This is a genomic window from Aeromonas sp. 600948 (assembly GCF_049174875.1).
In the GTDB taxonomy this organism is placed as follows: domain Bacteria; phylum Pseudomonadota; class Gammaproteobacteria; order Enterobacterales; family Aeromonadaceae; genus Aeromonas; species Aeromonas veronii_A.
In genome coordinates, this window is the sequence record NZ_JAAKTY010000011.1 from 105,147 (window position 1) to 127,959 (window position 22,813).

The window sequence follows — 22,813 nt, forward strand, 5'->3', positions numbered from 1 at the left end:
CCTGATGAGAGTATTTATTGCTTCCCTGCTGCTGTTGCTGGGATGGGTGGTACAAACGCCGGTCATGGCTGCTATCGATGTCTACACCTTCGATAACGACAATCAGGAGCAGGTCTTTCGCGAACTGACCAAAGAGCTGCGCTGCCCCAAGTGCCAGAACCAGGATATCGCCGATTCCAATGCGGGGCTGGCCAAGGACTTGCGTGACAAGACCTACCAGATGGTGCGCGAGGGTAAGGATAAAGAGGAGATCGTGGACTATATGGTTGCCCGCTATGGCAACTTTATCCTCTATAACCCGCCCCTGATGGCATCGACCCTGATCCTCTGGCTTGGCCCGCTGTTAGTGATCGTTATCGGCATCGGCGTGGTGGTGATACGTAGCCGACGCTCTGCGGCAACGTCAGAGCCTGTGGAAAGCACCCTGAGCGATGAAGAGCAGCGTCGCCTGGCCGAGCTGCTCAAAGAGGAAGAGAAACAATGACCGCCTTTTGGATTGTGATTGCGGCCCTGCTGGTGCTGGTGAGTCTGGCTCTGGTGTTACCGTTGTGGCGCAGTGAGGGAAACCAGAGCATCAGTCGCTCGGCGCTCAACAAACAGCTCTATCGTCAGCGCTTGCTAGAGATTGGCGAGGAGCGAGAGCAGGGTGTGCTTGCCGAGGAGCCCGAATCGCTGGTCGAGTTGCAGCGCAGCCTCTTGGATGATATTCCCGATGTGGAGCAGACAGCCCGCAGTGGCAAGAGTCTGAGCTGGATCCCAGGTGTGCTGGTGCTGGTGGTGGTGAGCCTGGGTATCTACTACAAGCTGGGTTCATGGCAGGAGGTGAGCCGCTGGCAGGATGCCAGCAGCCGTCTTGGTGAGCTCAGCAACCGGATTCTTGTGGAGCGTGATGCCCAGGTAACCGAGCAGGATCTGCTGGACTTCACGCTGGCACTGCGTACCCGCCTAAAGGATGAACCGAACGACTACCGCGGTTGGCTGCTGCTGGGACGCTTGGCGCTGGATGGCAATGATCCCGAGATGGCCAACGATGCGCTGTCGCGTGCCTACAAGCTTGCTCCCCAGAAATCGCTGGTGGCGGTGCCCTATGCCCAAGCGCTGATGATGACGGGGGAGGAGGTGCAGGCCGATGCACTGCTGCGTGCAGCCATCGCGCAGGAGCCTGATAATATCGAGGCGCGCTCCGTCTATGCCTTTATGGCGCTGCAGAAAGAGGACTTCCAGACCGCGCTGTCTCGCTGGCAGGCGATGTTGCCCTTGATGGAAAAAGGCTCTCCCCGTTATGTGATGGTTGAGCGCTCCATGGAGTATGCCCGCACGCAGCTCAAGCAGCGTGGCATAGAGGTGACGAATTCAGGCGCAGCCAAAACGGGAACAGAGCAGGTAAAGCAGTCTGACGTTAATGAGGGAGAGTTCCCCATCCACATCACGCTGGCTGCGGGCATCCAGATGCCGGAAGATGCTCACCTCTTCGTCTTTGCCGTGGTGCCCAACGGACCACCCATGCCCATCGCGGTGAAACGTATCGCTGGGCCAACCCTGCCTGTCACCCTTTCACTGGGGGATGGTGACGCCATGATGGAGGGCAGCAAGCTGGAAGCGTATCCAGAACTGCAGTTCAAGGCACGTCTCTCCCGCGGTGGCAATGTGATGAACAAGGAAGGAGCCTTCGAAGGGGTATCCGTGCCGGTCAAGACGGCCGAGACCCCTACTGCTCCGATTGACATCCGTATCGATCACGCCCTCTAATATGTCCTTTGAATAACCCGGCTCCTTGATAGGGGCCGGGTTATCTATACTTCTGATAAATCAAAATAAAACGTCAGGACAATCATATGTATCTTCGTTCAGGGGCCATACTGGCAGCCCTCTTGCTGGCTGGTTGTGCCGGTGGCCCGCCCAAGCCTGGCCCAGAGAGTCTGGATCTCAATCCCGGTATGAATCGTCCGGGCGCCACCAGTACGGCGGCCGACCCGCGTGATCCCTTCCAGGGAGCAAACCGTGCCATGTGGGCGGTCAATTATGATGTGCTGGAGCCCTATGTAGCACGTCCTGTGGTACATGCTTACGCTCGCTATATTCCGGTGGGGGTGAAGGATGGCATTGCCAACTTTGTTGCCAACTTTGATGAACCGAGCAGCATGGTGAACCACCTGATCACCGGTGATTTGAAGGGGGCGGGGACCAACCTGGGGCGCTTTACCCTCAACACCACCGTCGGTCTGCTGGGTATCTTCGATGTGGCCAAACATGCCGGTCTCGAGCGCAACAAGCTGGAGATGGACACAGTGCTGGGCAGGGCCGATATCGGTAATGGTGCCTACATCATGGTGCCTGTCTACGGCCCGACCACCACTCGGGAGCTGGTTGGTGACACCATTGACACCATCTACTTCCCCTATGCCTTGCTGACTATCCCGTTAAGGGTTACTCATTGGGTTCTGGATGGCTTGGGCAATCGCGCCAAGCTGATCGATCAGGAGCGGATCATCGACAACTCCCTCGACCCCTATGCGCTGACCAAGGACTTCTACCTGCAATATAACCAGGGCAAGGTGACGGGCAAGCAGACCGAGCTGAAAGCGTCTCAGCAAGAGCAGGCCGACGATGCCAATCTGGATGAATACATGGACGAGCTGGACCAGTAAACTGGCTATCTCGATATGTAAAAGGCGCCTGCGGGCGCCTCTTTCATTTACGCAGCCATCTAGATATAAAAAAACGCCCCGCAGTGCGGGGCGTTTTGGCAAGCGAGGCTGATTAGGCAGCCAAGTTCTTGGCCACGAATTCCCAGTTAACCAGAGCCCAGAAGGTTTCCATGTACTTCGGACGCAGGTTGCGGAAGTCGATGTAGTAGGCGTGCTCCCACAGGTCAACGGTCAGCAGCGGGGTGGTACCGGCTTCAGTCAGCGGGCAGCCAGCGTTGGAGGTGTTGACGATAGCCAGAGAGCCGTCAGCTTTTTTCACCAGCCAAGTCCAGCTGGAACCGAAGTTGCCGATGGCTGATTTGGTGAAGGCATCTTTGAACTCGGCGAAGGAGCCGAATGCCTTGTTGATAGCATCAGCCAGGGCGCCAGTCGGCTCGCCACCGCCATTCGGGGAGAGGCAGTGCCAGTAGAAGGTGTGGTTCCAGATCTGGGCGGCGTTGTTGAAGATGCCGCCGTTGGAGGTCTTGATGATCTCTTCCAGAGACTTGCCTTCAAACTCGGTACCCGGCACCAGATTGTTCAGGTTGACCACGTAGGTGTTGTGGTGCTTGCCGTGGTGATATTCCAGAGTTTCCTGGGAGATGTGCGGTTCCAGAGCGTTGATTGCATAGGGCAGAGCGGGAAGTTCGAATGCCATTTTCTACTCTCCATTGGCTGGACCGTGCGAAGGCGACGGTTGCAAGACATTGCGTACTCTTTTCTATATGTGAAAAGAGTTGTTTTTAAAATGATGGGGCTGGGTAGCCCAAAGCCAAGGGATTGTAGCAGTATCAAAGATGGCCTAACAACTCTTGATTGGCGCCATGATCGCGATCAATCCTGTGTGGGTTCTTTGCACAATTCGAGCCGGGTCACCCCTTTGTCAGTTTGTGCTCGGGCAAGATTGCAGTAGAATGGCCGCCGAAATCGCTCTAGTGAGGCACCTATGGAAACTATTGAAAAGATTAAGCAGCAGCTGGCTGACAACCCCATCATCATCTACATGAAGGGCTCCCCCAAGCTACCCAGCTGTGGCTTCTCTGCCCAGGCCTCCCAGGCTCTGATGTCCTGCGGCGAGCCGTTTGCCTACGTTGATATCCTGCAGAATCCGGATATCCGCGCCGAATTGCCAAAATTCGCCAACTGGCCGACCTTCCCGCAACTGTGGGTTGAAGGTGAGCTGATCGGTGGCTGTGACATCATGATCGAGATGTTCCAGGCTGGCGAGTTGCAGGCTCTGATCAAAGAGACTGCTGCCAAGTACAAGAAAGATGATGCAGCAGCCGAGTAATCGGTCCTGTGTTGTCGATAGGGAGCCACATCGGCTCCTTTTTTATTATCCCGGTTCTGGCAGGCAAGCAACTGATTGCCGGTTGCAAAAAGCAACGCGTTCGCCCTGAAAAATCTAATCTTTGCCGCTTTGTTTTGGAGTTGTTAATCATATTGATTTTCCAATCTGCGATTACTTTTTTTAATCATTTTGGATTCAAGTGTTGCTGCCATCACATTTTTTGATAATTTCACCGTAACGCAGTCTCTTTGTAGATTTTTTTGTGTTTATACTCACATTAATTGCAAGTGATAGAACCTAGTATCGCTTCGCCCAGTGAAATAAAACCCTACAAATTAATAAATAAAAAGAGATTTGCGATGAAGATGTATAGCAATCTGCCCATTGGTCTTCATGATATTACCGAAGCCAAAAAAAGACTGACCAACCATATATACAAGACCGCGCAATTACCCTCTAACTACATCAGTGAACGTTGCCATGGCGAGGTTTACCTCAAGCTTGAAAACATGCAACGTACAGGCTCTTTTAAAATTCGCGGTGCCTTCAACAAACTCAGTTCATTAAGTCTGGAGGATCGTCAAAAAGGTGTTGTCGCCTGCTCTGCCGGTAATCACGCGCAGGGGGTATCTTTGTCCAGTGCCATGCTGGGAATTGATGCCAAGGTGGTCATGCCTTGCTGCGCACCCAAATCAAAAATTGCTGCAACCAGTGACTATTCAGCCAAAGTGATCATCCATGGAAATAGCTTCAATGACACCATTGCCAAAGTCAGCGAAATCGTGGAGATGGAAGGCCGCGTATTTATCCCCCCCTTTGACGATGCAAAAGTGATTGCCGGCCAGGGAACCATCGGCCTGGAAATTATCGAAGATTTGTATGATGTCGATAACATCATAGTGCCGATTGGCGGTGGTGGTCTGATTGCCGGTGTCGCCATGGCCATCAAATCCATCAACCCGACTATCCGGGTGATTGGCGTGCAGTCGGAGAATGTCCACGGCATGGCGGCTTCATACTACGCAGGCACCATTACCAATCACAGAACCAGCAGCACGCTGGCCGATGGCTGTGATGTGGCAAGACCCGGTTCACTGACCTTCGAAATCGTCAAACAATTGGTGGATGATATTGTACTGGTCACCGAGGATGATATTCGTCATAGCATGATTGACCTTATTCAGCGCAACAAGGTGATTACCGAAGGGGCGGGAGCTCTGGCCTCGGCAGCGCTGCTCAGTGGCAAGCTGAAACATTATGTCGAAGGTAAAAAGACCGTCAGCATTATTTCGGGTGGCAATATTGATCTGACCAGGATCGCCGAAATTATCGAACAGAACAATATTCGTCAATTTAGCCTGTAAGGAATGCAGTCATGATATTAGACAGTGTTGTCACCGGCAGTAAAGAGAATACGCGTGCATGGCGTAAATCGGATACCACATGGGGATTAGGTCTGTTCGGTACTGCTATCGGGGCGGGGGTCTTGTTCTTTCCAATCCGGGCCGGATATGGTGGCCTGATCCCAATATTAATCATGCTGGTGCTAGCTTACCCCATTGCATTTTATTGCCACAGAGCGTTGGCCAGATTATGTCTTTCTGGCAGTAATCCATCGGCAAATATTACCGAGACCGTTGAAGAGCATTTTGGAAAAATGGGGGGGTAGTAATTACCTTCCTCTATTTCTTTGCCATCTGCCCACTGCTGTGGATATATGGTGTGACGATCACCAATACCTTCATGGCATTCTGGGAACATCAACTACAGTTGGTTCCACTTAATCGAGGTGTGGTTGCACTGGCATTGTTGATGTTGATGGCATTCGTGATCTACTTCGGTAAAGATCTGATGGTCAAGGTGATGAGTTATCTGGTCTTTCCCTTTATTGCCAGTCTGATCGTTATCTCTCTCTCCCTCGTCCCGTACTGGAACAGTGCCGTCTTTGATCAGGTCAATCTGAGCGAGATAGCGATGTTTGGTCACGATGGTATTCTGGTTACCGTCTGGCTGGGGATCTCCATCATGGTCTTCTCCTTCAACTTCTCGCCGATTGTCTCCTCTTTCATTGTCTCCAAACGGGAAGAGTATGAGCAGGAGTTCGGGCGTGATTTTACCGAGAAGCGCTGCTCGAAGATTATCTCCGGTGCCAGCATGCTGATGGTGGCCGTGGTGATGTTCTTTGCCTTCAGCTGCCTCTTTACCCTGTCACCGCAAAATATGGCGGAAGCCAAAGCCCAGAACATTCCGGTGCTCTCCTATCTGGCCAACCACTTCTCCTCAATGACGGGCAGCAAGTCTGCGTTTGCCACCACTTTGGAGTATGCGGCGTCCATCATTGCGCTGGTTGCCATCATGCGGCGTCCATCATTGCGCTGGTTGCCATCTTCAAATCCTTCTTTGGCCACTATCTGGGGACGCTGGAAGGGTTGAACGGCCTTATCCTCCGCTTTGGCTACCAGGGCGACAAGAGCAAGGTTTCCAGTAAAAAACTCAACATGGTCAGTATGTTGTTCATCATGGGTTCGACCTGGCTGGTCGCTTATGTGAACCCCAACATCCTCGACCTGATTGAGGCCATGGGGGCGCCGATCATCGCTTCCCTGCTCTGTCTGCTACCGATGTATGCGGTGAGCAAGACACCGGCACTGGCAAAATATAAAGGTCAGGCCAGCAACCTGTTTGTCACCATCATCGGTGTACTGACCATCCTGAATATTGTTTCCAAGCTGTTCTGAAAACCTTTTCTGCAAGTCATCAGCCATTCAGATCCCCTTGGCGGGGTCTGCATGGCGTAGTCAGAAGCGCGCAATAACCGGTTCTTGGTTGGCCCAATTATTTGGGCCGAGGGCAAGGCTATCCGTTATTTGGCCACTAAACACAGTGGTAAATATGTTCTGACAGCAGTGACTCGACAGCATAAATATCGAGGCGATGTAATGAAGTTTGATTCGTTGGTTCTGGTTATCAATTGCGGCTCTTCGTCGGTCAAATTCTCGGTACTGGATAGTAAAACCTGCGAGGTGGTGATATCCGGTATGGCGGATGGTATTGAGACGGCCCATCCCCAATTGCAAGTGGGTAAAGAGCCCGCAATGTCATTAGCTGAAAATAACCACACCTGTGCATTGGCTGCCATCGCGGCGGAATTGAAAAAACGGGATCTGCTGGATGCCATTGCACTGGTGGGTCATCGCATTGCTCATGGTGGCAGTGAATTTAGCGAAGCCGTGATCATTGATGAACATGTATTGGCCAAAATAAAGCAGGTGTCACCCTTGGCTCCCCTGCACAATCACGCCAATTTGAGTGGTGTGATGGCGGCTCGTCAGCTATTTCCCACACAACCCCAAATTGCGGTATTTGATACCGGTTTTCACCAGACCCTGAAGCCGGAAGCCTATATCTATGGGCTGCCTTACCAATATCTGCAGGATTATGGCGTGCGCCGCTATGGCTTCCATGGCACCTCCCATCGCTATGTCGCCGAGCAGGCGGTCTCCTTCCTTGGGTTGAATGGCCACGATGCCGGTCTGGTCATTGCTCATCTGGGTAATGGCGCCTCTGTTTGCGCAGTACAGGATGGCAAGAGCGTCGATACCTCGATGGGGATGACGCCGCTGGAGGGGCTGATCATGGGCAGCCGCAGCGGTGATATCGATTTTGGCGCGCTGGCCTATATCGCCAGCAAGACGGGGCAATCCATCGAGGATATCGAGCGGGTATTGAACAAGCAGTCCGGCCTGCTGGGTATTTCGGGGCTCTCCTCCGATATGCGGGTATTGGAAGCTGCCTATCACGAAGGACATCCCGGGGCAAAATTGGCCATTCACGCTTTTGTCCATCGTATTGCCCGCCATATCGGCGGCCATGCCACCTCATTGCGCCGGCTGGATGCCGTTATTTTCACCGGCGGGATCGGCGAGAACTCGGCCTTTATCAGAAAGCTGGTATGCGAACGACTTCAGGTATTTGGCGTAGCGATCAGTGAGCCGTTTAACCAGCGTCCCAATAGCGAGGGCTGCCGGGTGATTTCGGCGGCAGAGTCCATGGTGCTGGCGGCGGTTATTCCCACCAATGAAGAGAAAATGATCGCACTGGATGCCATTCGTCTGGGGCAGCTGGTTCGTCAGGCCGAGTGCGTCTGACATCTTCCACTGTAGTGTCATGAGTAGTGAATGAGGTTTATTTGATGAAAGTTGATATGCAATTGGATCAGGATAAATTCCGTCAGGCATGGCAAGGGTTTGCCGGTGAAAACTGGAAGCACGAGATCAACGTCCGTGATTTTATCCAGCAGAACTACACCCCCTATGAAGGTGACGAACAGTTTTTAGCAGATGCGACCGAAGCGACCACCACTTTGTGGAATAAGGTGATGGAGGGGATCCGTATCGAGAATGCCACCCACGCACCGGTCGATTTTGATACCAATATTGCCACGACCATTACTGCCCACGGGCCGGGTTATATCGAGCAGGGGCTGGAAAAAATCGTTGGCCTGCAAACCGACAAGCCCCTTAAAAGAGCACTGCATCCATTTGGCGGAGTAAATATGATCCGCAGCTCTTTTGAAGCATATGGCCGGGAGATGGATCCCGAATTTGAATATACCTTCAGCGAATTGCGCAAAACCCATAACCAGGGCGTGTTCGACGTCTACTCTCACGAGATGTTGCGCTGCCGAAAATCGGGAATTTTGACCGGTTTACCGGATGGTTACGGCCGTGGTCGCATTATCGGAGATTATCGTCGGGTCGCGCTCTATGGCATAGATTATCTAATCCGTGAGCGGGAGCTGCAGTTTGCCGATCTGCAACCGGCGCTTGAGCGGGGAGAGCAGCTGGAGCAGGTGATCCGCCAGCGCGAGGAGCTGGCCGAGCACAAGCGGGCACTGGTGCAGATCAAGCAGATGGCGGCCAACTACGGCTTTGACATCTCCGGGCCGGCACGCACTGCCCAGCAGGCAGTCCAGTGGCTCTACTTTACCTATCTGGCGGCGGTGAAGTCGCAAAATGGCGGGGCCATGTCCCTCGGTCGCACCGCCACCTTCCTCGACATCTATATCGAGCGGGATCTGAAGGCGGGGCTTATCAGCGAGCAGGATGCCCAGGAGCTGGTCGATCACTTCATCATGAAGATCCGCATGGTGCGCTTCCTGCGCACCCCCGAGTTTGACTCTCTCTTCTCCGGCGATCCCATCTGGGCCACCGAGGTGATCGGCGGCATGGGGCTGGATGGTCGCACCCTGGTGACCAAGAACTCCTTCCGCTACCTCCACACCCTCAAGACCATGGGGCCGGCGCCCGAGCCCAACCTCACCATCCTCTGGGCGGAAGGATTGCCGCGGGCCTTCAAGACCTATGCCGCCCGCGTCTCCATCGATACCTCATCCCTGCAGTATGAGAACGATGACCTGATGCGCACCGACTTCGAGAGCGATGACTACGCCATCGCCTGCTGCGTGAGCCCCATGGTGATCGGCAAGCAGATGCAGTTCTTCGGTGCACGCGCCAACCTGGCCAAGACCCTGCTCTATTGCATCAACGGCGGCGTGGACGAGAAGCTGAAGATCCAGGTTGGTCCGAAAGTGGCGCCCATCATGGACGAGGTGCTGGATTACGAGACCGTCATGGCCAGCCTCGACAGCTTTATGGATTGGCTGGCGGTGCAGTACATCAGCGCGTTGAACCTGATCCACTACATGCACGACAAGTACAGCTATGAGGCCTCGCTGATGGCGCTGCACGATCGCGACGTCTATCGCACCATGGCCTGCGGCATTGCCGGTCTGTCGGTAGCGGTCGATTCGCTGGCGGCCATCAAGTACGCCCGGGTCAAGCCGGTGCGCGATGCTGACGGGCTGGCGGTCGATTTCGTGATTGAGGGGGAGTATCCCCAGTACGGCAACAACGACGAGCGGGCCGACTCCATTGCCTGCGATCTGGTCGAGCGCTTCATGAAGAAGATCCAGGCGCTGCCGACCTACCGCAATGCGGTACCGACCCAGTCGATCCTGACCATCACCTCCAACGTGGTCTATGGCCAGAAGACCGGCAACACCCCGGATGGCCGCCGCGCCGGTGCCCCGTTTGCCCCGGGGGCCAACCCGATGCACGGTCGGGATAGCAAGGGGGCGGTCGCTTCGCTCGCCTCGGTGGCCAAGCTGCCGTTCAAATACGCCAAGGACGGGATCTCCTACACCTTCTCCATCGTGCCGGGGGCGCTCGGCAAGGAACCCGCCAATCGCGAGAACAATCTGGTGGGGCTGATGGATGGCTACTTCCATCACGAGCGGGATGTGGAAGGGGGGCAGCACCTCAACGTCAACGTGATGAACCGCGAGATGCTGCTGGATGCCATCGACAATCCGGACAAGTACCCCAGCCTGACCATCCGGGTCTCCGGCTATGCGGTGCGCTTCAACGCCTTGACCCGCGAGCAGCAGCAGGACGTCATCTCCAGAACTTTCACCAACATGATGTAACTCTCATGCCCGGGGTGAGCAGGCTTGCTCCGGGCCTACTTTTTGTTTGTCAGCACGAGGAAGTAACAGATGCGACAGGTTATCACTACCAAAGCGGCGCCGGGCGCCATCGGCCCCTATGTGCAGGCCACCCGGATTGGCAACATCCTCTACACCTCCGGTCAGATCCCGCTGGACCCGGTGAGCGGCGACGTTGCGGAGGGGATCGAAGCGCAGACCCTGCGCTCCCTGCAAAACGTACAGGCGATTGTCGAGGCGGCAGGCGGCGAGGTGCGAAACATCTTCAAGACCACGGTGTTTGTCTCGGATCTGAACGACTTTGCTGCGGTCAACCGGGTCTACAACGACTTCTTCACCGAGCACGATGCCATGTATCCGGCTCGCTCCTGCGTAGAAGTGGCTCGGTTACCGAAGGATGTGAAGATCGAGATAGAGGCGATTGCTGCGCTGGAGTCCTGACGCGGCGATCCTTATCAATAAAAAGAGCGGCAGCTCGAGGCCTGCCGCTCTTTTTTCATCGAACCCGCCGTGCGCGATAAGGGCGCAAGGAGCAGGTCATTCTGGATCAGGCGATCCGTTCGATACGAGCCATGTAGAAGCCGTCGAAGCCGGTCTCGGACGGGCTCACGGTGTGATCGTCACGCAGACGGAAGTTTTCGTTGGCGGCGAGGAACTTGTCCACCTGCTGGCGGTTCTCCTCGGGCAGGATGGAGCAGGTTGCATAGACCAGCAGGCCGCCGACTTTCACCATCTGGCTGTAACGCTGCAGGATCTCTTCTTGCAGCGCGACCAGCACCGGCAGACGCTCGGCGGTATCACGCCACTTGGCATCCGGATTGCGCTTGAGTACGCCAAGACCGGAACAGGGCACGTCAAGCAGTACGCGGTCGGCGCTCTCTTTGAGGCGCTTGACGGTCTTGCTGCTGGTGATGACCCGGGTCTCCACGTTGTGGGCACCGGCGCGACGGGCGCGCTGCTTGAGGTTCTCCAGCTTCCACTCTTCCACATCCATTGCCAGCAGACGGCCTTTACCCTGCATCATGGCGGCGATATGCAGGGTCTTGCCACCGGCACCGGCGCAGGCGTCGATCACCCGCATGCCTGGGGCAACTTCCAAAGCGGCAGCAACCAGCTGGGAGCCAGCGTCCTGCTGTTCGAAGCAACCATCGGCAAAGGCCTTGGTACGGAACAGGGCGGCGTCAGAGGTGACCTGCAGGGCAGTCTCCACACCTTCAACCGGAATGGTGGTGACCTGCTCTTTGGCCAGCATGGCTTGCAGTTCATCACGGGTGCACTTGAGGGTGTTGACCCGCAGGTAGCGCTTGGGCATCCAGGCCAGGGCGGCACGCTCGGCAGGCCAGGCTTCACCCAGCTGCTCGCTACCCAGTTTCTCCAGCCAGCTCGGGCAACCATCCATCAATACCGGGTTCTTCTTCGCCTCGGTCAGACGGCGGCGGAATGCTTCTTCATTGAAGCGATCCAGGGTCGGGTGATTGGGCTGGGCAATTTTGTGGAAGGCGTGCCAGCTGTGCAGCAGTGGCCAGACATTCTTTTCGGCCTGACGCACCTGAATACCGGTGAGGAAACAATAGAGGCTGAGACGGCGCAGCAGGTCGCCGGTGACCAGGGCAATCCTTGCCTGTTCTTGCGGTTTGAGTTCGATGCCGGAGAAGTGACGGGCATAGGCGCGGTCGAGGGTAAGACCCTGACCGAGCACATCGTCAACAATGGCAACGACCAGATCCCCGAAACGGGGCAACAGTGGGGATTTGAGCATGAGATTAACCTTGGCCAGATAAAGATGAACCGCACCTTTGTGAAGAGGAGCAGTTCTAAAATTGACAAATCCGCGCAATGATAGGGGTTAGACGGGGTTGGCGCAACACTCCCACTCGGGAATGGTGGAAAGGGTTGCTTCAGCTTTGTATTGATGTGGCCGAATAAAAATAAAGTACAGGCCGCAATTCAGGCGATTGCATTAATAAAAGGACTAAAAACAATGCATGTGACGAAATACTCTAGGGTGGCCTTGCTGGTTGCCAGCATGCTGGGCTCAACCAGCCTGATGGCCAGCGAGTGGAGCACGGTAGCCGCCAGAGCGACTGCGGAGCAAGGTTATGAGGTGCGGGCCAATCAGTTTCGAGTGGCCAAGGTGCCGCTCGACTATTTTGCCGGACTGCAAGCCGGGGTGAGTGAGCTGACCCTGCCGCTGCCCGATGGGGGGGAGGTCACCTTTGCTCTGGAAGCCTACGACTTGCTGCCTGCAGATCTTGCCGCCAAGTATCCGCAGATCCGCACCTTCAAGGGGTACAACCCGGCGCATCCGATAGAGACGGGGCGCTTCGATCTGGGGCCACAGGGTTTCCATGCCATGTTCAGCCATCAGGGCAAGATGGTGTTTGTCGATCCGCTGCGCAATGCCGAAGGGTATGCCGTCTATTACCAGCAGGATGCCCATAGTCGCCTGGAGGATGAGGCGGACAAGGTGCTTGGCCATGATGCCGACAGGGCGTTGCAGCAAAGGGTGCAGGTGGATGGTAATGTGCGTAAGCGCTACACCATCGCCATTTCGGCGACGGGGGAATATACCCGATACCACGGAGGCTCCAGGGTACTGACCATGGCGGCCATCACAACCCTGCTCAACCGGGTGAATCAGGTCTATCAACAGGATGTGGGGGCAGAGTTTGTATTGGCCAGTGGCAATGACAACCTGGTCTTTACCGATCCGGCCAGTGATCCCTTTGATAACACCAATGCGGATGCTGATCTGAACGTAGATGTGCAGGCTCAGGCGTTTGCTGCCGGGGATGTGGGGGCATTTGATATCGGCCATGTCCTCAATACTGGAGGCGGTGGTTTGGCGAGTTTGGGGGTGTTATGTGTTGATACCCTGCCACCCTATTACGCCTATGGCGCCAAGTCATCTGGCATGACGGGTTCAAAAGAACCAGTCGGTGATGCTTTCTTTATAGACTATGTGGCCCATGAAATTGGCCACCAGTTTGGTGCCGAGCATACCTTCAACGGCACGACCGGCAATTGTGGTGCGGGTAACCGTGCTGAGGAGCAAGCTTGGGAGCCGGGCAGTGGCAGCTCCATCATGGCCTATGCCGGCATCTGCGGTGAGGAGAATATCCAGCCACACAGCGATCCCTATTTCCATAGCAAGTCCATCGAGCAGATGCGAGCTCATATGGCGAGCGAATCGACCTGCGGAACCACGCTCGCGTTGAGCAATAATGCTCCGCAGGTTGCGGCCGGCAACGATTATGTGATCCCGGCCAATACGCCCTTTGCCCTGAAGGGGGCGGGGGCGGATCTGGATGGTAACCCTCTGCTCTTCAACTGGGAGCAGATCGACAAAGGCACCGAATCGAGCAGCGTCGCTACCATGGTTGACGATGGCTCCCGGCCGCTGTTTCGTTTTGTCTCTCCCACGGCATCGCCGGAGCGGATCCTGCCGAGTTTGCCATCCCTGCTCTCCGGCACGCTTGCCAAAGGAGAGGCCTGGCCGACCACCAACCGGGATCTCAATTTCAGACTGACGGTGCGAGATGGTCAGGGTGGCGTTGCCAGCGATGACATGAAGGTGCAGGTGGTCAATACCGGCACAGCATTTCGCATCACCAGCCCAATTTCCGGGGTCACCCTCACGCCCGGGGGGAGTCAGTCACTGACATGGGACGTGGCTGGCACCACGTTGCCACCCATCAGTTGCAGCAAGGTGGATATATCTGTAACCCAGGACGAGGGTGCTAGCTGGGCACTCCTCGTCTCCAGCCAGCCCAACAGCGGCTCTGCCACAGTGACCCTGCCGGGCAACCTCACCAGCAGTGTCAGGCTGAAAGTGGCTTGCAGCGACAACATCTTCTTTGCCATCAGTCCCCTCAAATTGCCTCTGGTGCAAGGTGGCTCTAATTCAGGTGGCGGTGGTGGTGGCGGGGTGCTCGGATTGTGGACGCTAGCACTGGCGCTGCTTGGCTGGCAACGGAGGCGCACATGAGGGGAATCCCCCTGTTGCTGCTTGCCATGCTCGGCGGTTGTCGGGTCGATGCCAGCACCCTGGAGCAGGAGCTGAGTGCAAACCTTGCCAGGCAGGATTACCGCCTCATCGTGATCGCGGGGCGGGGAGAGTTCGCCCCCGGTATTGCAGCCGAGCAGCAGGCAGAGGCCAAGGCGCGCTGTGGCAAGCGTTATCTGGATGGATTGGGCGATGTGATAAGGCCCGGCCAGCACGAAACGCATGCCAAACTGAGTGCCTACGCCAGCGAGTTTAACCGGCGCATGGTGATTCATTGCCCGATAGCATCGGGCGCGGATAAGCAGTAATACGCCAACGAACCAATCCAAATGGGGGGATATTCAGCCCCCTATCTATCCGTGAAGGCGCCAATGGCGCCTTCACTTTTTTCCGTTGTTGAATGGGGTCAGTCTGTATCGCCTGAGATGGGGAGCGTGGGTGTAGCACGATGTCTCAGCGTGACAGAAGTTTTGTGCGAATTTTCTTTTCTGTCTGTCACGCAGATCGTCAATTGACGCTGCACCATACTTGTTGTCACCAGGGTAGGGCAAGGAGGCTCTATGAAGCATGGCATTGCGGTGATTATCACCAGTTTGTCTGTTCAGGTTGCAGCAGAACCACAGTGGACCTTCATGGATGAAAACTTGGAAAGGGGAGGGATCTATGATGTGCGAGCTGAAAAGGTCAGAGTGGTGGTTCCTGACAAGCCTTTTGAGCCCGGGCATCTCGCCAGTGTGTTGACTTTGCCACTGCCGGATGGCACTACGGTGCAGTTTGATGTTCATCCCAATGCCTTGCTCCCGGAGCCTTTGGCCCAGCGCTACCCTTCTATCAATACTTACAGTGGGAAGGCTATCGATCGGGCGGCGGATACAGGCCGATTTGATGTCACCATACATGGTTTTCACGGTATGTTTACCCATCAGGGGCGTACCTTTTATGTCGATCCGCTTCAGGACGGTTTCTCTTATGCCGTTTATGAACAGCAAGATGCCTGGCGGCGACAGGATGTGGATCAGGTGATTGATCCTCATGGTATCGAGCGTGAGCGAGCTGTGCTGGTCGATGGCAATTTGCGCAAGCGCTACACTATCGCTATCTCGGCAACCGGGGAATATACCCAGTATCACGGTGGTACCAAGGTTGCAGCACTCTCGGCGATTGCAACACTGCTTAATCGGGTCAATGAAGTCTATCGCCGTGATGTGGGGGCCGAGTTTCAGCTTGCAGCTGATACGGATAATGTGATTTTCACCGATCCTGCGACGGATCCTTTCACCAACTCGACCCAGGATATCGCAATCAACCAGACCCAACAGGGGGTGTTGCTCAATCCTTCTTTTGATCTGGGCCATCTGCTGGCGACATCAGGCGGCGGGGTGGCGACCCTGAGATCTTTATGCAACCCTTTCAGCCGTTCACGGGGCATGACCGGAGGCTCACAGCCTATCGGTGATGCATTCTTTATTGATTATGTGGCTCACGAATTGGGGCACCAGCTGGGGGCAGAGCACTCCTTCAATGGCATGGCCGACAGTTGTGCCACGGGTCGCAAGGCTAGCTCAGCCTGGGAACCGGGCAGTGGCTCGACCATCATGGCCTATGCCGGGATCTGTGGTGAGGAGAATCTGCAGGTTAACAGCACACCTTTCTTTCACAGCAAGTCGATCGAGCAGATGCGGGCTCTGATGGCCTCTCTGCCCTCCTGCGGCACCGACCTGGCGCTTGCCAATAACGCGCCGGTTGTGGATGCGGGGGGCGATAGGGTGATCCCCGCCAATACGCCTTTCACTCTTGTCGGTAGTGCGCTGGAGCTGGATGGAGATGCCTTGAGTTACACCTGGGAGCAGGTGGATCTGGGCAACGCATCCAGCAGTTTGGCCACCATGGTGGATGATGGGTCACGCCCGCTGTTTCGCTTTGTCTCGCCAACTTCGGATCCCCGCCGAACCTTGCCTGCCATGAGCTCGCTGATCACGGGTGTGCTGGCCAAAGGGGAGGCGTGGCCAGCGACCAATCGCAATCTCCAGTTCCGCCTTACCGTACGTGATGGTCAGGGGGCGGTCAGCAGTGATGAGATGGTGGTGCAGGTGATCAATACCGGCGCGGCATTTGCCATCACAGCCCCGCAGATTGGCGCCATGGTGGCGGGTAGCACTCAGCTAGTGACATGGAATGTTGCTGGGACCGATCAGCCTCCTATCAACTGTCCCAGCGTGGATTTGGCACTGACACAGAATGGCGGTTCTAGCTGGACTACGCTGGCAAGCGGGCTTGTCAATAACGGTTCGGCCAGTGTGGTGTTGCCTGCACCGTTGATCAGCACGGCTAGGCTGAAGCTGGCATGCAGCAATAATATTTTTTTCTCTATCAATGGGATAAGAGGTAATGCGTCGGCCACTACGGAAAGTGCAACTGTCATTACCGACAACAATACGGGTGGCGGCGGCGGTGGTGGTGCGGTGAGTATCATTGTGATCATCCTGATGGGAGGTGCAGCCGGATGGCGCAGGTATTACGGTTAGCCGTCAGTTTGCTGTTTCTGCATATCTGCGCAGCGCCTGTTGTGGCCGCATCACTGACCGAGGCAATAGATGAGAGTCTTGCTGCTCAGGATTATCGGCTCATCGTGCGCGGCGGGCGTGGCGGCATGGCCCCGGGGGTTGTGGAGTCATTGCAAGCAGAAGCGAGAACCCGGTGCGGAGTCCGTTATCTGAAAGGGTTCGGCGATGTGATTGAGATGGGCAAGGAGGCGGAGTTTGAGCAGCGGATTGACTATGCCACCCGATATAACCGACAGATGCTGGAAAGGTGCATGCCGGAGGCGATTCAGAGGTAATAGTTTGCAGGTAAACACAGCGGGGAGGCAGTTGCCTCCCCGCTGTGTTATGGCTTGTCACTGACAGATGAGCGGAGCACAATGCCTGCGTCACTCTCTTGATGGTCGTGGAACCATTATTTATTTGAAGGAAAATCAAGATGATGGATGTTGCTGATCTGCGCCGTGAATACTCCCGTGGCGGGCTGCACCGGGCCGATCTGCCGGCCGAGCCGCTGGCGCTGTTCGAGAAGTGGTTGGCGCAGGCCTGTGAGGCCAAACTGACCGATCCCACCGCCATGGTGGTAGCGACGGTGGATGCCGATGGTCAGCCCTGGCAGCGCACTGTGCTGCTCAAGCACTACGACGCCCAGGGGATGGTCTTTTACACCAACATGGGTAGCCGTAAGGCGCAGCAGCTGGAAGGCAATCCTCGAATCAGCCTGCTCTTCCCCTGGCACACGCTGGACAGACAGGTTCATGTGACCGGTCGGGTGGAGAAGATGAGCACCTTCGAGGTGATGAAGTATTTCCACAGCCGTCCCAAGGATAGCCAGATCGCTGCCTGGGTCTCCAAGCAGTCGACCCGCATCTCGGCCCGCGGCGTGCTGGAGGCCAAGTTCCTCGAGCTCAAGCAGAAGTTCGCCAATGGCGAAGTGCCGCTGCCGAGCTTCTGGGGCGGATTCCGGGTAGTGATCGAGACAGTGGAGTTCTGGCAGGGGGGCGAGCACCGACTGCACGACCGCTTCTACTACACCCGCGAAGGGGATGGCTGGCATATCGAGCGTCTGGCTCCCTGATCGCGCTGTTCAAATCTGTTTTCACAAGGAGTGTGTATGCGTCTGTATGGTGATCTGCGTTCCGGCAACTGCTACAAGGTGTGGCTGCTGGCCCGCTGGCTGGAGTTGCCCCTTGAGTGGGTTGAGGTGGATATTCAGGCGGGGGATACCCGTACCCCTGCATTTTTGGCCATGAACCCCAACGGCAAGATCCCGGTGCTGGAGATTGGCCAGGGCGATACGCTGGCGGAATCCAACGCCATCCTCTTCTATCTGGGGCAAGGCAGTACCTTGTGGCCAACCGAGCCGCGCCAGCAGGCCGAGGTGCTCAAATGGATGTTCTTTGAGCAGTACAGCCATGAGCCCTACATCGCGGTGGCCCGCTTTATCGTTCACTATCTCGGCCGACCCGAGTCGCAGGAGGCGCGGCTCGACGGTCTGAAAGCCGGTGGCGAGAAGGCGCTGGCGGTAATGGAGCAGCAGCTGAAACAGAGCCCCTACCTGTGCGGTGATGCGCCGACCATCGCCGATATCGCCCTTTATGCCTACACCCATGTGGCAGAGGAGGGGATCTTCTCTCTGCAGGGGTGGCCCGCTATCCGTAGCTGGATCGCCCGTATCGAAGCCCATCCCCGTCACCTGACGCTGCCAGCGGCCTGTCAGGCCAGCTGATGGAACTGCTGATCGAGGCCAGTCTGTGGCAACCGCAGTGGGCTGCGCTGTTGCTGCACTGGCAGCAGCAAGGTCATCGCTGGCAGCTGCTGCTGGGCAAAGAGGCGGCGGCCGCCCTCGATCAAACCGATGCACCCTGGGCGAGCAGCCCTCCAGACGGGGTGTTCTGCCCGGGAGCCCTGCTGGCTGCCTGGCTCGATGGGGATCTGCTGGTGGATTTTCATGTTGATCCCAGCCGCCAGATCCTGATCAGCGCCTCTACTTCCCTATTGACCCTCGCCAGGGAGCAGGGACTGCTCACCCTTGGCCCTGTGGGGGCCGATCTGCCGCTCACCCCCGAGGCCGATTTGGGCGCCGTGCTAAATCGCCTGCTGGCGCGCCGCGTGACGGTGCCGACCCTGGTTGAGGATCATCCGCTATCAGGCGTCGCGCTGCGACCGCTGCAGGCCGCCGATGATCGCGAGATAGTACGCTACTGCAACGACGAGGCGCTGGCCCGCTACACCCTTAATATTCCTCATCCCTATCCGCCGGAGGGGGCCCGCGACTGGCTGGCGCTCAGCTGGCGCAAGGCGGCGCTTGGTCTTGGCTGGAGCTGGGCCATCACCTTGCCAGAGGAGCAAGGTGCGGCGTTGCTTGGGGTGATCTCCCTGCACTGGAATGGCGAGCTCGCCTGGTGGGTGGGCGTGCCCTGGCAAAATCGCGGTCTGGCTACTCGGGCCGCTGGCTTGGTCAAGGGGTTCGCCTTTGACCAACTGCAACTGCCTGCGCTGACGGCTCGCCATATGCCAGACAATTTAGCCTCCGGCCGGGTGATGGCAAAAGTGGGGATGCACTATCGCGGGCGGCGCCATATCAGTGGTCGCCAGCCGTGTGATGTGAGTTACTGGCGACTGGATCGCGCCCCCTCCTTACCCAATCCCTTGGCCGAGGAGATTGCCTGCTGGCTTGCTGATGAGCGGATCGCCGTGGTGATCCTGTGGGATCCTGTAACGTTGGATCGGCAGAGTGCCAACGGCAAGCTGGCCATCTCGCTCTTTGTGGATGAGAGGGGCGCGGGGGAGGAGTCCTGCTCTATTCGCTGCCCGCCGCATCTTGAGAGGTCTCTGGAGGTGCACTGTTACCCCGTCGAACTGCTGGAGCAGGCCGAACCGGAGCAGTTGTCCCATCTTGGCGGCGTCTTGCTGAAAGACAGGGATGAACAGGGGCTGGCGTGGTTGCTGCAACTGGCCGCACTGCAGCGTCAAGGGCCCGAGCTGCTTAGCCGCGAGGAGCGCGCATCACGGCTCCACTGGTTCAACCAATTGATGGCGCAGGCGCTGGGCGGCAACGGTGACTCGCCGCAGATACGCTATCAGCAGTTACGGCTGCTGGTGGAGCTGCCGGAGCTGGTCGATGAGCTGGATGGCTGTTGGTATCAAACGCCAGAACTGACCTTTGAGCGGTTGGCGCGGGAGGCTCCCGCCCTCTGGTTTGCCTACCGGGAGGCGATGAACAGGGTCACCCCGGCTACGCTAACCGCCTTGCAGCAGCAGTTTGCAGCTCGTTTTCCTGAGTGCACCCTCCCATTTTTGGACAAAGGTACTCAGAATGACCAGCCGTTGTGTGGAATAATGCCCGCTCTGCTGTACGAGGAGTAATACCTGATGTTGAGAACCGAGCGCCCCGGTGACATGCTGCCGGTCTATGAGCTGCTGAGTGCCGCCTTCGGTCGTTCCGATGAGGCCGAACTGGTCAACCGCCTGCGCGAATGTGGCGCTGCCGTGGTGACCATGGTCGAAGAGGAAGAGTACGAGTTCATGGGGCACCTGATGCTAAGCCCGATCACCATTAACGGCATGGAAGGGCCCTGGCTCGGTCTGGCGCCGGTCGCGGTTCATCCCGACTGGCAAGGCCAGGGGATTGGCTCGGATCTTATCCGTGAAGGGCTTGATACGGCGCTCGAGATGGACTGGAAAGGGGTGGTGGTACTCGGGGATCCGGCCTATTACAGCCGTTTCGGTTTCCGCCCGGCCAGCGAGTTTGGCCTGCACTGCATCTATGAGGTACCTGCCGACTGCTTTATGGCGATGGAGCTGCAGGAGCGCGGTTTTTCGGGTGTGCAGGGTGAGGTGCTCTATCACCCCCTGTTTGATGAACTCCCCGACGAGCTGCCGGACGCGCAGGCAGAAGTGTCCCATTTATAGCGAGACGTCGCAGCGATAAGCCATAGCGAAAAAGCCCTCATTGAGGGCTTTTTCATCTTGTATTGATCCCTGCCGGGCTTATTCGAGCAAATTGGCTCAGGCAATGATGTCGAGCTGGGTGCCCTTGCGATTATCTTCGCCCACCATGTCACCCATCTGCTGGGCGAGCGGGCTCTGCTGGAATTGCATGTAGTCGCTGAGATTCTGCTGGCGCTGGTAGCGAGTCGCAGCCTGATACATATCAGCCGTGCTCGGGCCCGACTTGCTGTCGCTCTCCTGACCGCTGGCTTCCAGGTAGCGCTCCACCACGGCTTTATCTTGCTGGTTAGCCGTATAAGAGACAGCCAGGGTTCTGCGAGCCGTTGCTTTCTCTTCGCTCTGTGCCTGTAATTCATCCTTCTTGATCAGCGCTTCGTTACGGGCCTGATTGACCTGTTCGGGCGTGACAGCCGGAGAGGAGGGATATTTGCCGTAATCGGGCAGCGGCATGGGCCGGGAGGTGATTTGCATGGTGGCGCTTCTCTTGTGAACAGGGACGGACGCATGATACTCATCCATGTTAGCTCAATAAATCACCACTTGTCGGTTCATCAAGAGTAGGTTCAGCTTCGCGCATCGATTGTTAATTGAACCGCATCTGAGTGACAAAAAGGCGCCATAAGGCGCCTTTTTATCCTTCAGTTACCGCCGGATCAGTTGAAGAACCAGTAACCGCGGTTGACCAGACGGGTCAGCAGTTGCAGGAAACCGGCCTGATCGGCCAGCTCCACCATGTCGGCCTGGGTGATGATGTCCTTGTCGCACAGGAGGGAAATGGCTGCCGCGTCTTCGCTCTGCAGCGTCCAGGCTTCGCCGTCGATGAAGCACTGCTGGCTCTCGCCGCTAAACCAGACGGTGCGCAGACCCGGTACCTTGATGGCAGGCTCGCCCTGGGTCAGCATGTCGGCCACTTCCTCGGCGCTGTAGTCTGGCTCGACCGGATTGACGTCCAGATCGTGCTTGGCCTCGGAGATCATGGTGCCGAACCACTCCTTGAACAGGGTCTCGTCATCGAGGGCCTGCTGCATCAGCTCGCGCAGACGGTGCAGCTCGTGGGGCTGGATCTCGCCGTGACGGGCACGGGGCTTGAGGTCGGCATCGCCGTAACGCTCGGTACGCACCTCATTGTCGATCAGGTGATCGGCAAAGGAGGAGATAAGCGCCTTGGCATCCGGTGCGCGAAAGCCCACCGAGAAGTTCATGGAGGGCTCGATGGCGTAGCCTTCGTGAGGGAATCCGGGCGGAATGTAGAGGATGTCGCCCGGCTCCATGATGACGTCGATGATCGCCTCGAACGGCTCGCAGTGCAGCAGGGCGGCGTGGGCGGCAAACTCGTTGAGCGGCTTGGCATCGCCAACCCGCCAGTGGCGCTTGCCCAGACCCTGGGTGATAAACACATCGTAATTGTCGATGTGGGGGCCGACACCCGCGTGAGGGGTAGAGAAGCTCACCATCACATCGTCAAAACGCCAGCCCGGAATGAACTGGAACGGCACCGCCAGCTCGTTCACCTCGGGAGCCCAGTGGTTGCAAGCCTGTACCAGAATGGTCCAGTTCTCTTCGCCCAGATGGTCGTAGGATTCGAAGGGACCGTGGGCAGCATCCCACTTGCCGTCGAAACGGGTGACCAGACGGGACTCTACCACCTCTTCCATGGCCAGACCCGCCAGCTCGTCCGGGCTGATGGGATCCTGAAAGTCCTTGAAGCCACCCTTGATAAGGAGCGGGCGCTTCTGCCAGTAGTGCTCGAGGAAGTGAGCGATATCCAGATTGAGTTCGTACATGCTGTTTCTCGTGTCTCGCAAAGAGGTTTTGCCCAAGGCAGGCTTG

Annotated in this window: 20 protein-coding genes and 1 pseudogene; 17 read left to right on the forward strand and 4 right to left on the reverse strand. The window is 56.8% G+C overall.

Annotated features, from left to right (window positions below; all coding sequences use genetic code 11):
- Nucleotides 1-4 precede the first annotated feature (4 nt).
- The 3 genes from G5182_RS11460 to G5182_RS11470 all read left to right on the forward strand — a co-directional run bounded on the left by G5182_RS11460 (nucleotide 5) and on the right by G5182_RS11470 (nucleotide 2,648).
- A complete protein-coding gene (locus G5182_RS11460; RefSeq protein WP_227341076.1) occupies nucleotides 5-484 on the forward strand; it encodes a cytochrome c-type biogenesis protein in 480 nt (159 codons plus the stop codon).
- Nucleotides 481-1,749, forward strand: coding sequence for a c-type cytochrome biogenesis protein CcmI (ccmI, locus tag G5182_RS11465; protein WP_421209524.1), 1,269 nt, complete (start codon nucleotides 481-483; stop codon nucleotides 1,747-1,749). The genes G5182_RS11460 and ccmI overlap by 4 nt, the downstream gene beginning before the upstream one ends.
- Before the next feature lie 86 nt (nucleotides 1,750-1,835).
- Entirely contained in the window at nucleotides 1,836-2,648 is an 813-nt protein-coding gene (locus tag G5182_RS11470; RefSeq protein WP_216951790.1) for an MlaA family lipoprotein, read from the forward strand.
- Between the two features lie 112 nt (nucleotides 2,649-2,760).
- Here the strand turns inward: G5182_RS11470 and sodB are convergent, their stop codons facing one another.
- Entirely contained in the window at nucleotides 2,761-3,345 is a 585-nt protein-coding gene (gene sodB, locus G5182_RS11475; RefSeq protein ID WP_005334664.1) for a superoxide dismutase [Fe], read from the reverse strand.
- 288 nt (nucleotides 3,346-3,633) lie between these two features.
- Between sodB and G5182_RS11480 the strand changes: the two genes are divergently transcribed.
- From G5182_RS11480 to G5182_RS11505, 6 genes and pseudogenes are all read left to right on the forward strand, one after another.
- Nucleotides 3,634-3,978, forward strand: a complete 345-nt coding sequence (locus tag G5182_RS11480) for a Grx4 family monothiol glutaredoxin (RefSeq protein ID WP_005353650.1) — start codon at nucleotides 3,634-3,636, stop codon at nucleotides 3,976-3,978.
- A 359-nt stretch (nucleotides 3,979-4,337) separates the two neighbouring features.
- Complete coding sequence (gene tdcB, locus G5182_RS11485; RefSeq protein ID WP_421254391.1) at nucleotides 4,338-5,342, forward strand: bifunctional threonine ammonia-lyase/L-serine ammonia-lyase TdcB; 1,005 nt, start codon at nucleotides 4,338-4,340, stop codon at nucleotides 5,340-5,342.
- Nucleotides 5,343-5,353: 11 nt separating this feature from the next.
- Nucleotides 5,354-6,716: pseudogene (gene tdcC, locus G5182_RS11490) on the forward strand (threonine/serine transporter TdcC).
- 201 nt (nucleotides 6,717-6,917) lie between these two features.
- Nucleotides 6,918-8,126 (forward strand): propionate kinase, encoded by a 1,209-nt coding sequence (gene tdcD, locus G5182_RS11495; protein WP_216951787.1) that lies wholly within the window; start codon nucleotides 6,918-6,920, stop codon nucleotides 8,124-8,126.
- Nucleotides 8,127-8,170: 44 nt separating this feature from the next.
- A complete protein-coding gene (pflB, locus tag G5182_RS11500) occupies nucleotides 8,171-10,465 on the forward strand; it encodes a formate C-acetyltransferase (RefSeq protein WP_323912687.1) in 2,295 nt (764 codons plus the stop codon).
- 69 nt (nucleotides 10,466-10,534) lie between these two features.
- Nucleotides 10,535-10,924 carry a RidA family protein gene (locus G5182_RS11505; protein WP_227341070.1) on the forward strand — a complete coding sequence of 130 codons (390 nt, stop codon included), beginning with the start codon at nucleotides 10,535-10,537 and terminating at the stop codon, nucleotides 10,922-10,924.
- Between the two features lie 106 nt (nucleotides 10,925-11,030).
- Here G5182_RS11505 and G5182_RS11510 read toward each other — a convergent pair whose 3' ends face one another.
- Nucleotides 11,031-12,242: an RsmB/NOP family class I SAM-dependent RNA methyltransferase gene (locus tag G5182_RS11510; RefSeq protein WP_047434271.1), complete on the reverse strand. Its 1,212-nt coding sequence runs from the start codon at nucleotides 12,240-12,242 to the stop codon at nucleotides 11,031-11,033.
- A 222-nt stretch (nucleotides 12,243-12,464) separates the two neighbouring features.
- Here G5182_RS11510 and G5182_RS11515 point away from each other — a divergent pair, with 222 nt between their 5' ends.
- The 8 genes from G5182_RS11515 (at nucleotide 12,465) to G5182_RS11550 (ending at nucleotide 20,944) form a co-directional block, all read left to right on the forward strand.
- Nucleotides 12,465-14,471, forward strand: coding sequence for a reprolysin-like metallopeptidase (locus tag G5182_RS11515; protein WP_227341069.1), 2,007 nt, complete (start codon nucleotides 12,465-12,467; stop codon nucleotides 14,469-14,471).
- A complete protein-coding gene (locus G5182_RS11520; protein ID WP_227341068.1) occupies nucleotides 14,468-14,797 on the forward strand; it encodes a hypothetical protein in 330 nt (109 codons plus the stop codon). Before G5182_RS11515 ends, G5182_RS11520 begins: the two co-directional genes overlap by 4 nt.
- A 252-nt stretch (nucleotides 14,798-15,049) precedes the next feature.
- Complete coding sequence (locus tag G5182_RS11525) at nucleotides 15,050-17,014, forward strand: reprolysin-like metallopeptidase (protein ID WP_421254392.1); 1,965 nt, start codon at nucleotides 15,050-15,052, stop codon at nucleotides 17,012-17,014.
- Complete coding sequence (locus tag G5182_RS11530; RefSeq protein ID WP_227341066.1) at nucleotides 16,993-17,328, forward strand: hypothetical protein; 336 nt, start codon at nucleotides 16,993-16,995, stop codon at nucleotides 17,326-17,328. The genes G5182_RS11525 and G5182_RS11530 overlap by 22 nt, the downstream gene beginning before the upstream one ends.
- A gap of 140 nt (nucleotides 17,329-17,468) precedes the next feature.
- Complete coding sequence (pdxH, locus tag G5182_RS11535) at nucleotides 17,469-18,107, forward strand: pyridoxamine 5'-phosphate oxidase (RefSeq protein ID WP_013723557.1); 639 nt, start codon at nucleotides 17,469-17,471, stop codon at nucleotides 18,105-18,107.
- 36 nt (nucleotides 18,108-18,143) lie between these two features.
- The gene (locus G5182_RS11540) at nucleotides 18,144-18,758 is read left to right on the forward strand and encodes a glutathione S-transferase family protein (protein WP_323912678.1); all 615 of its coding nucleotides are present in this window, start codon (nucleotides 18,144-18,146) and stop codon (nucleotides 18,756-18,758) included.
- A complete protein-coding gene (locus G5182_RS11545; RefSeq protein WP_323912677.1) occupies nucleotides 18,758-20,398 on the forward strand; it encodes a GNAT family N-acetyltransferase in 1,641 nt (546 codons plus the stop codon). Before G5182_RS11540 ends, G5182_RS11545 begins: the two co-directional genes overlap by 1 nt.
- A 6-nt stretch (nucleotides 20,399-20,404) precedes the next feature.
- Nucleotides 20,405-20,944: a GNAT family N-acetyltransferase gene (locus tag G5182_RS11550; protein ID WP_167556828.1), complete on the forward strand. Its 540-nt coding sequence runs from the start codon at nucleotides 20,405-20,407 to the stop codon at nucleotides 20,942-20,944.
- Between the two features lie 96 nt (nucleotides 20,945-21,040).
- On the opposite strand, the gene G5182_RS11555 is transcribed toward G5182_RS11550, so the two are convergent.
- Together G5182_RS11555 and G5182_RS11560 are read right to left on the reverse strand one after the other, a co-directional pair.
- Complete coding sequence (locus tag G5182_RS11555) at nucleotides 21,041-21,454, reverse strand: hypothetical protein (protein WP_335873548.1); 414 nt, start codon at nucleotides 21,452-21,454, stop codon at nucleotides 21,041-21,043.
- Between the two features lie 182 nt (nucleotides 21,455-21,636).
- Nucleotides 21,637-22,767 (reverse strand): cupin domain-containing protein, encoded by a 1,131-nt coding sequence (locus tag G5182_RS11560; protein ID WP_127006698.1) that lies wholly within the window; start codon nucleotides 22,765-22,767, stop codon nucleotides 21,637-21,639.
- Nucleotides 22,768-22,813: the final 46 nt, after the last annotated feature.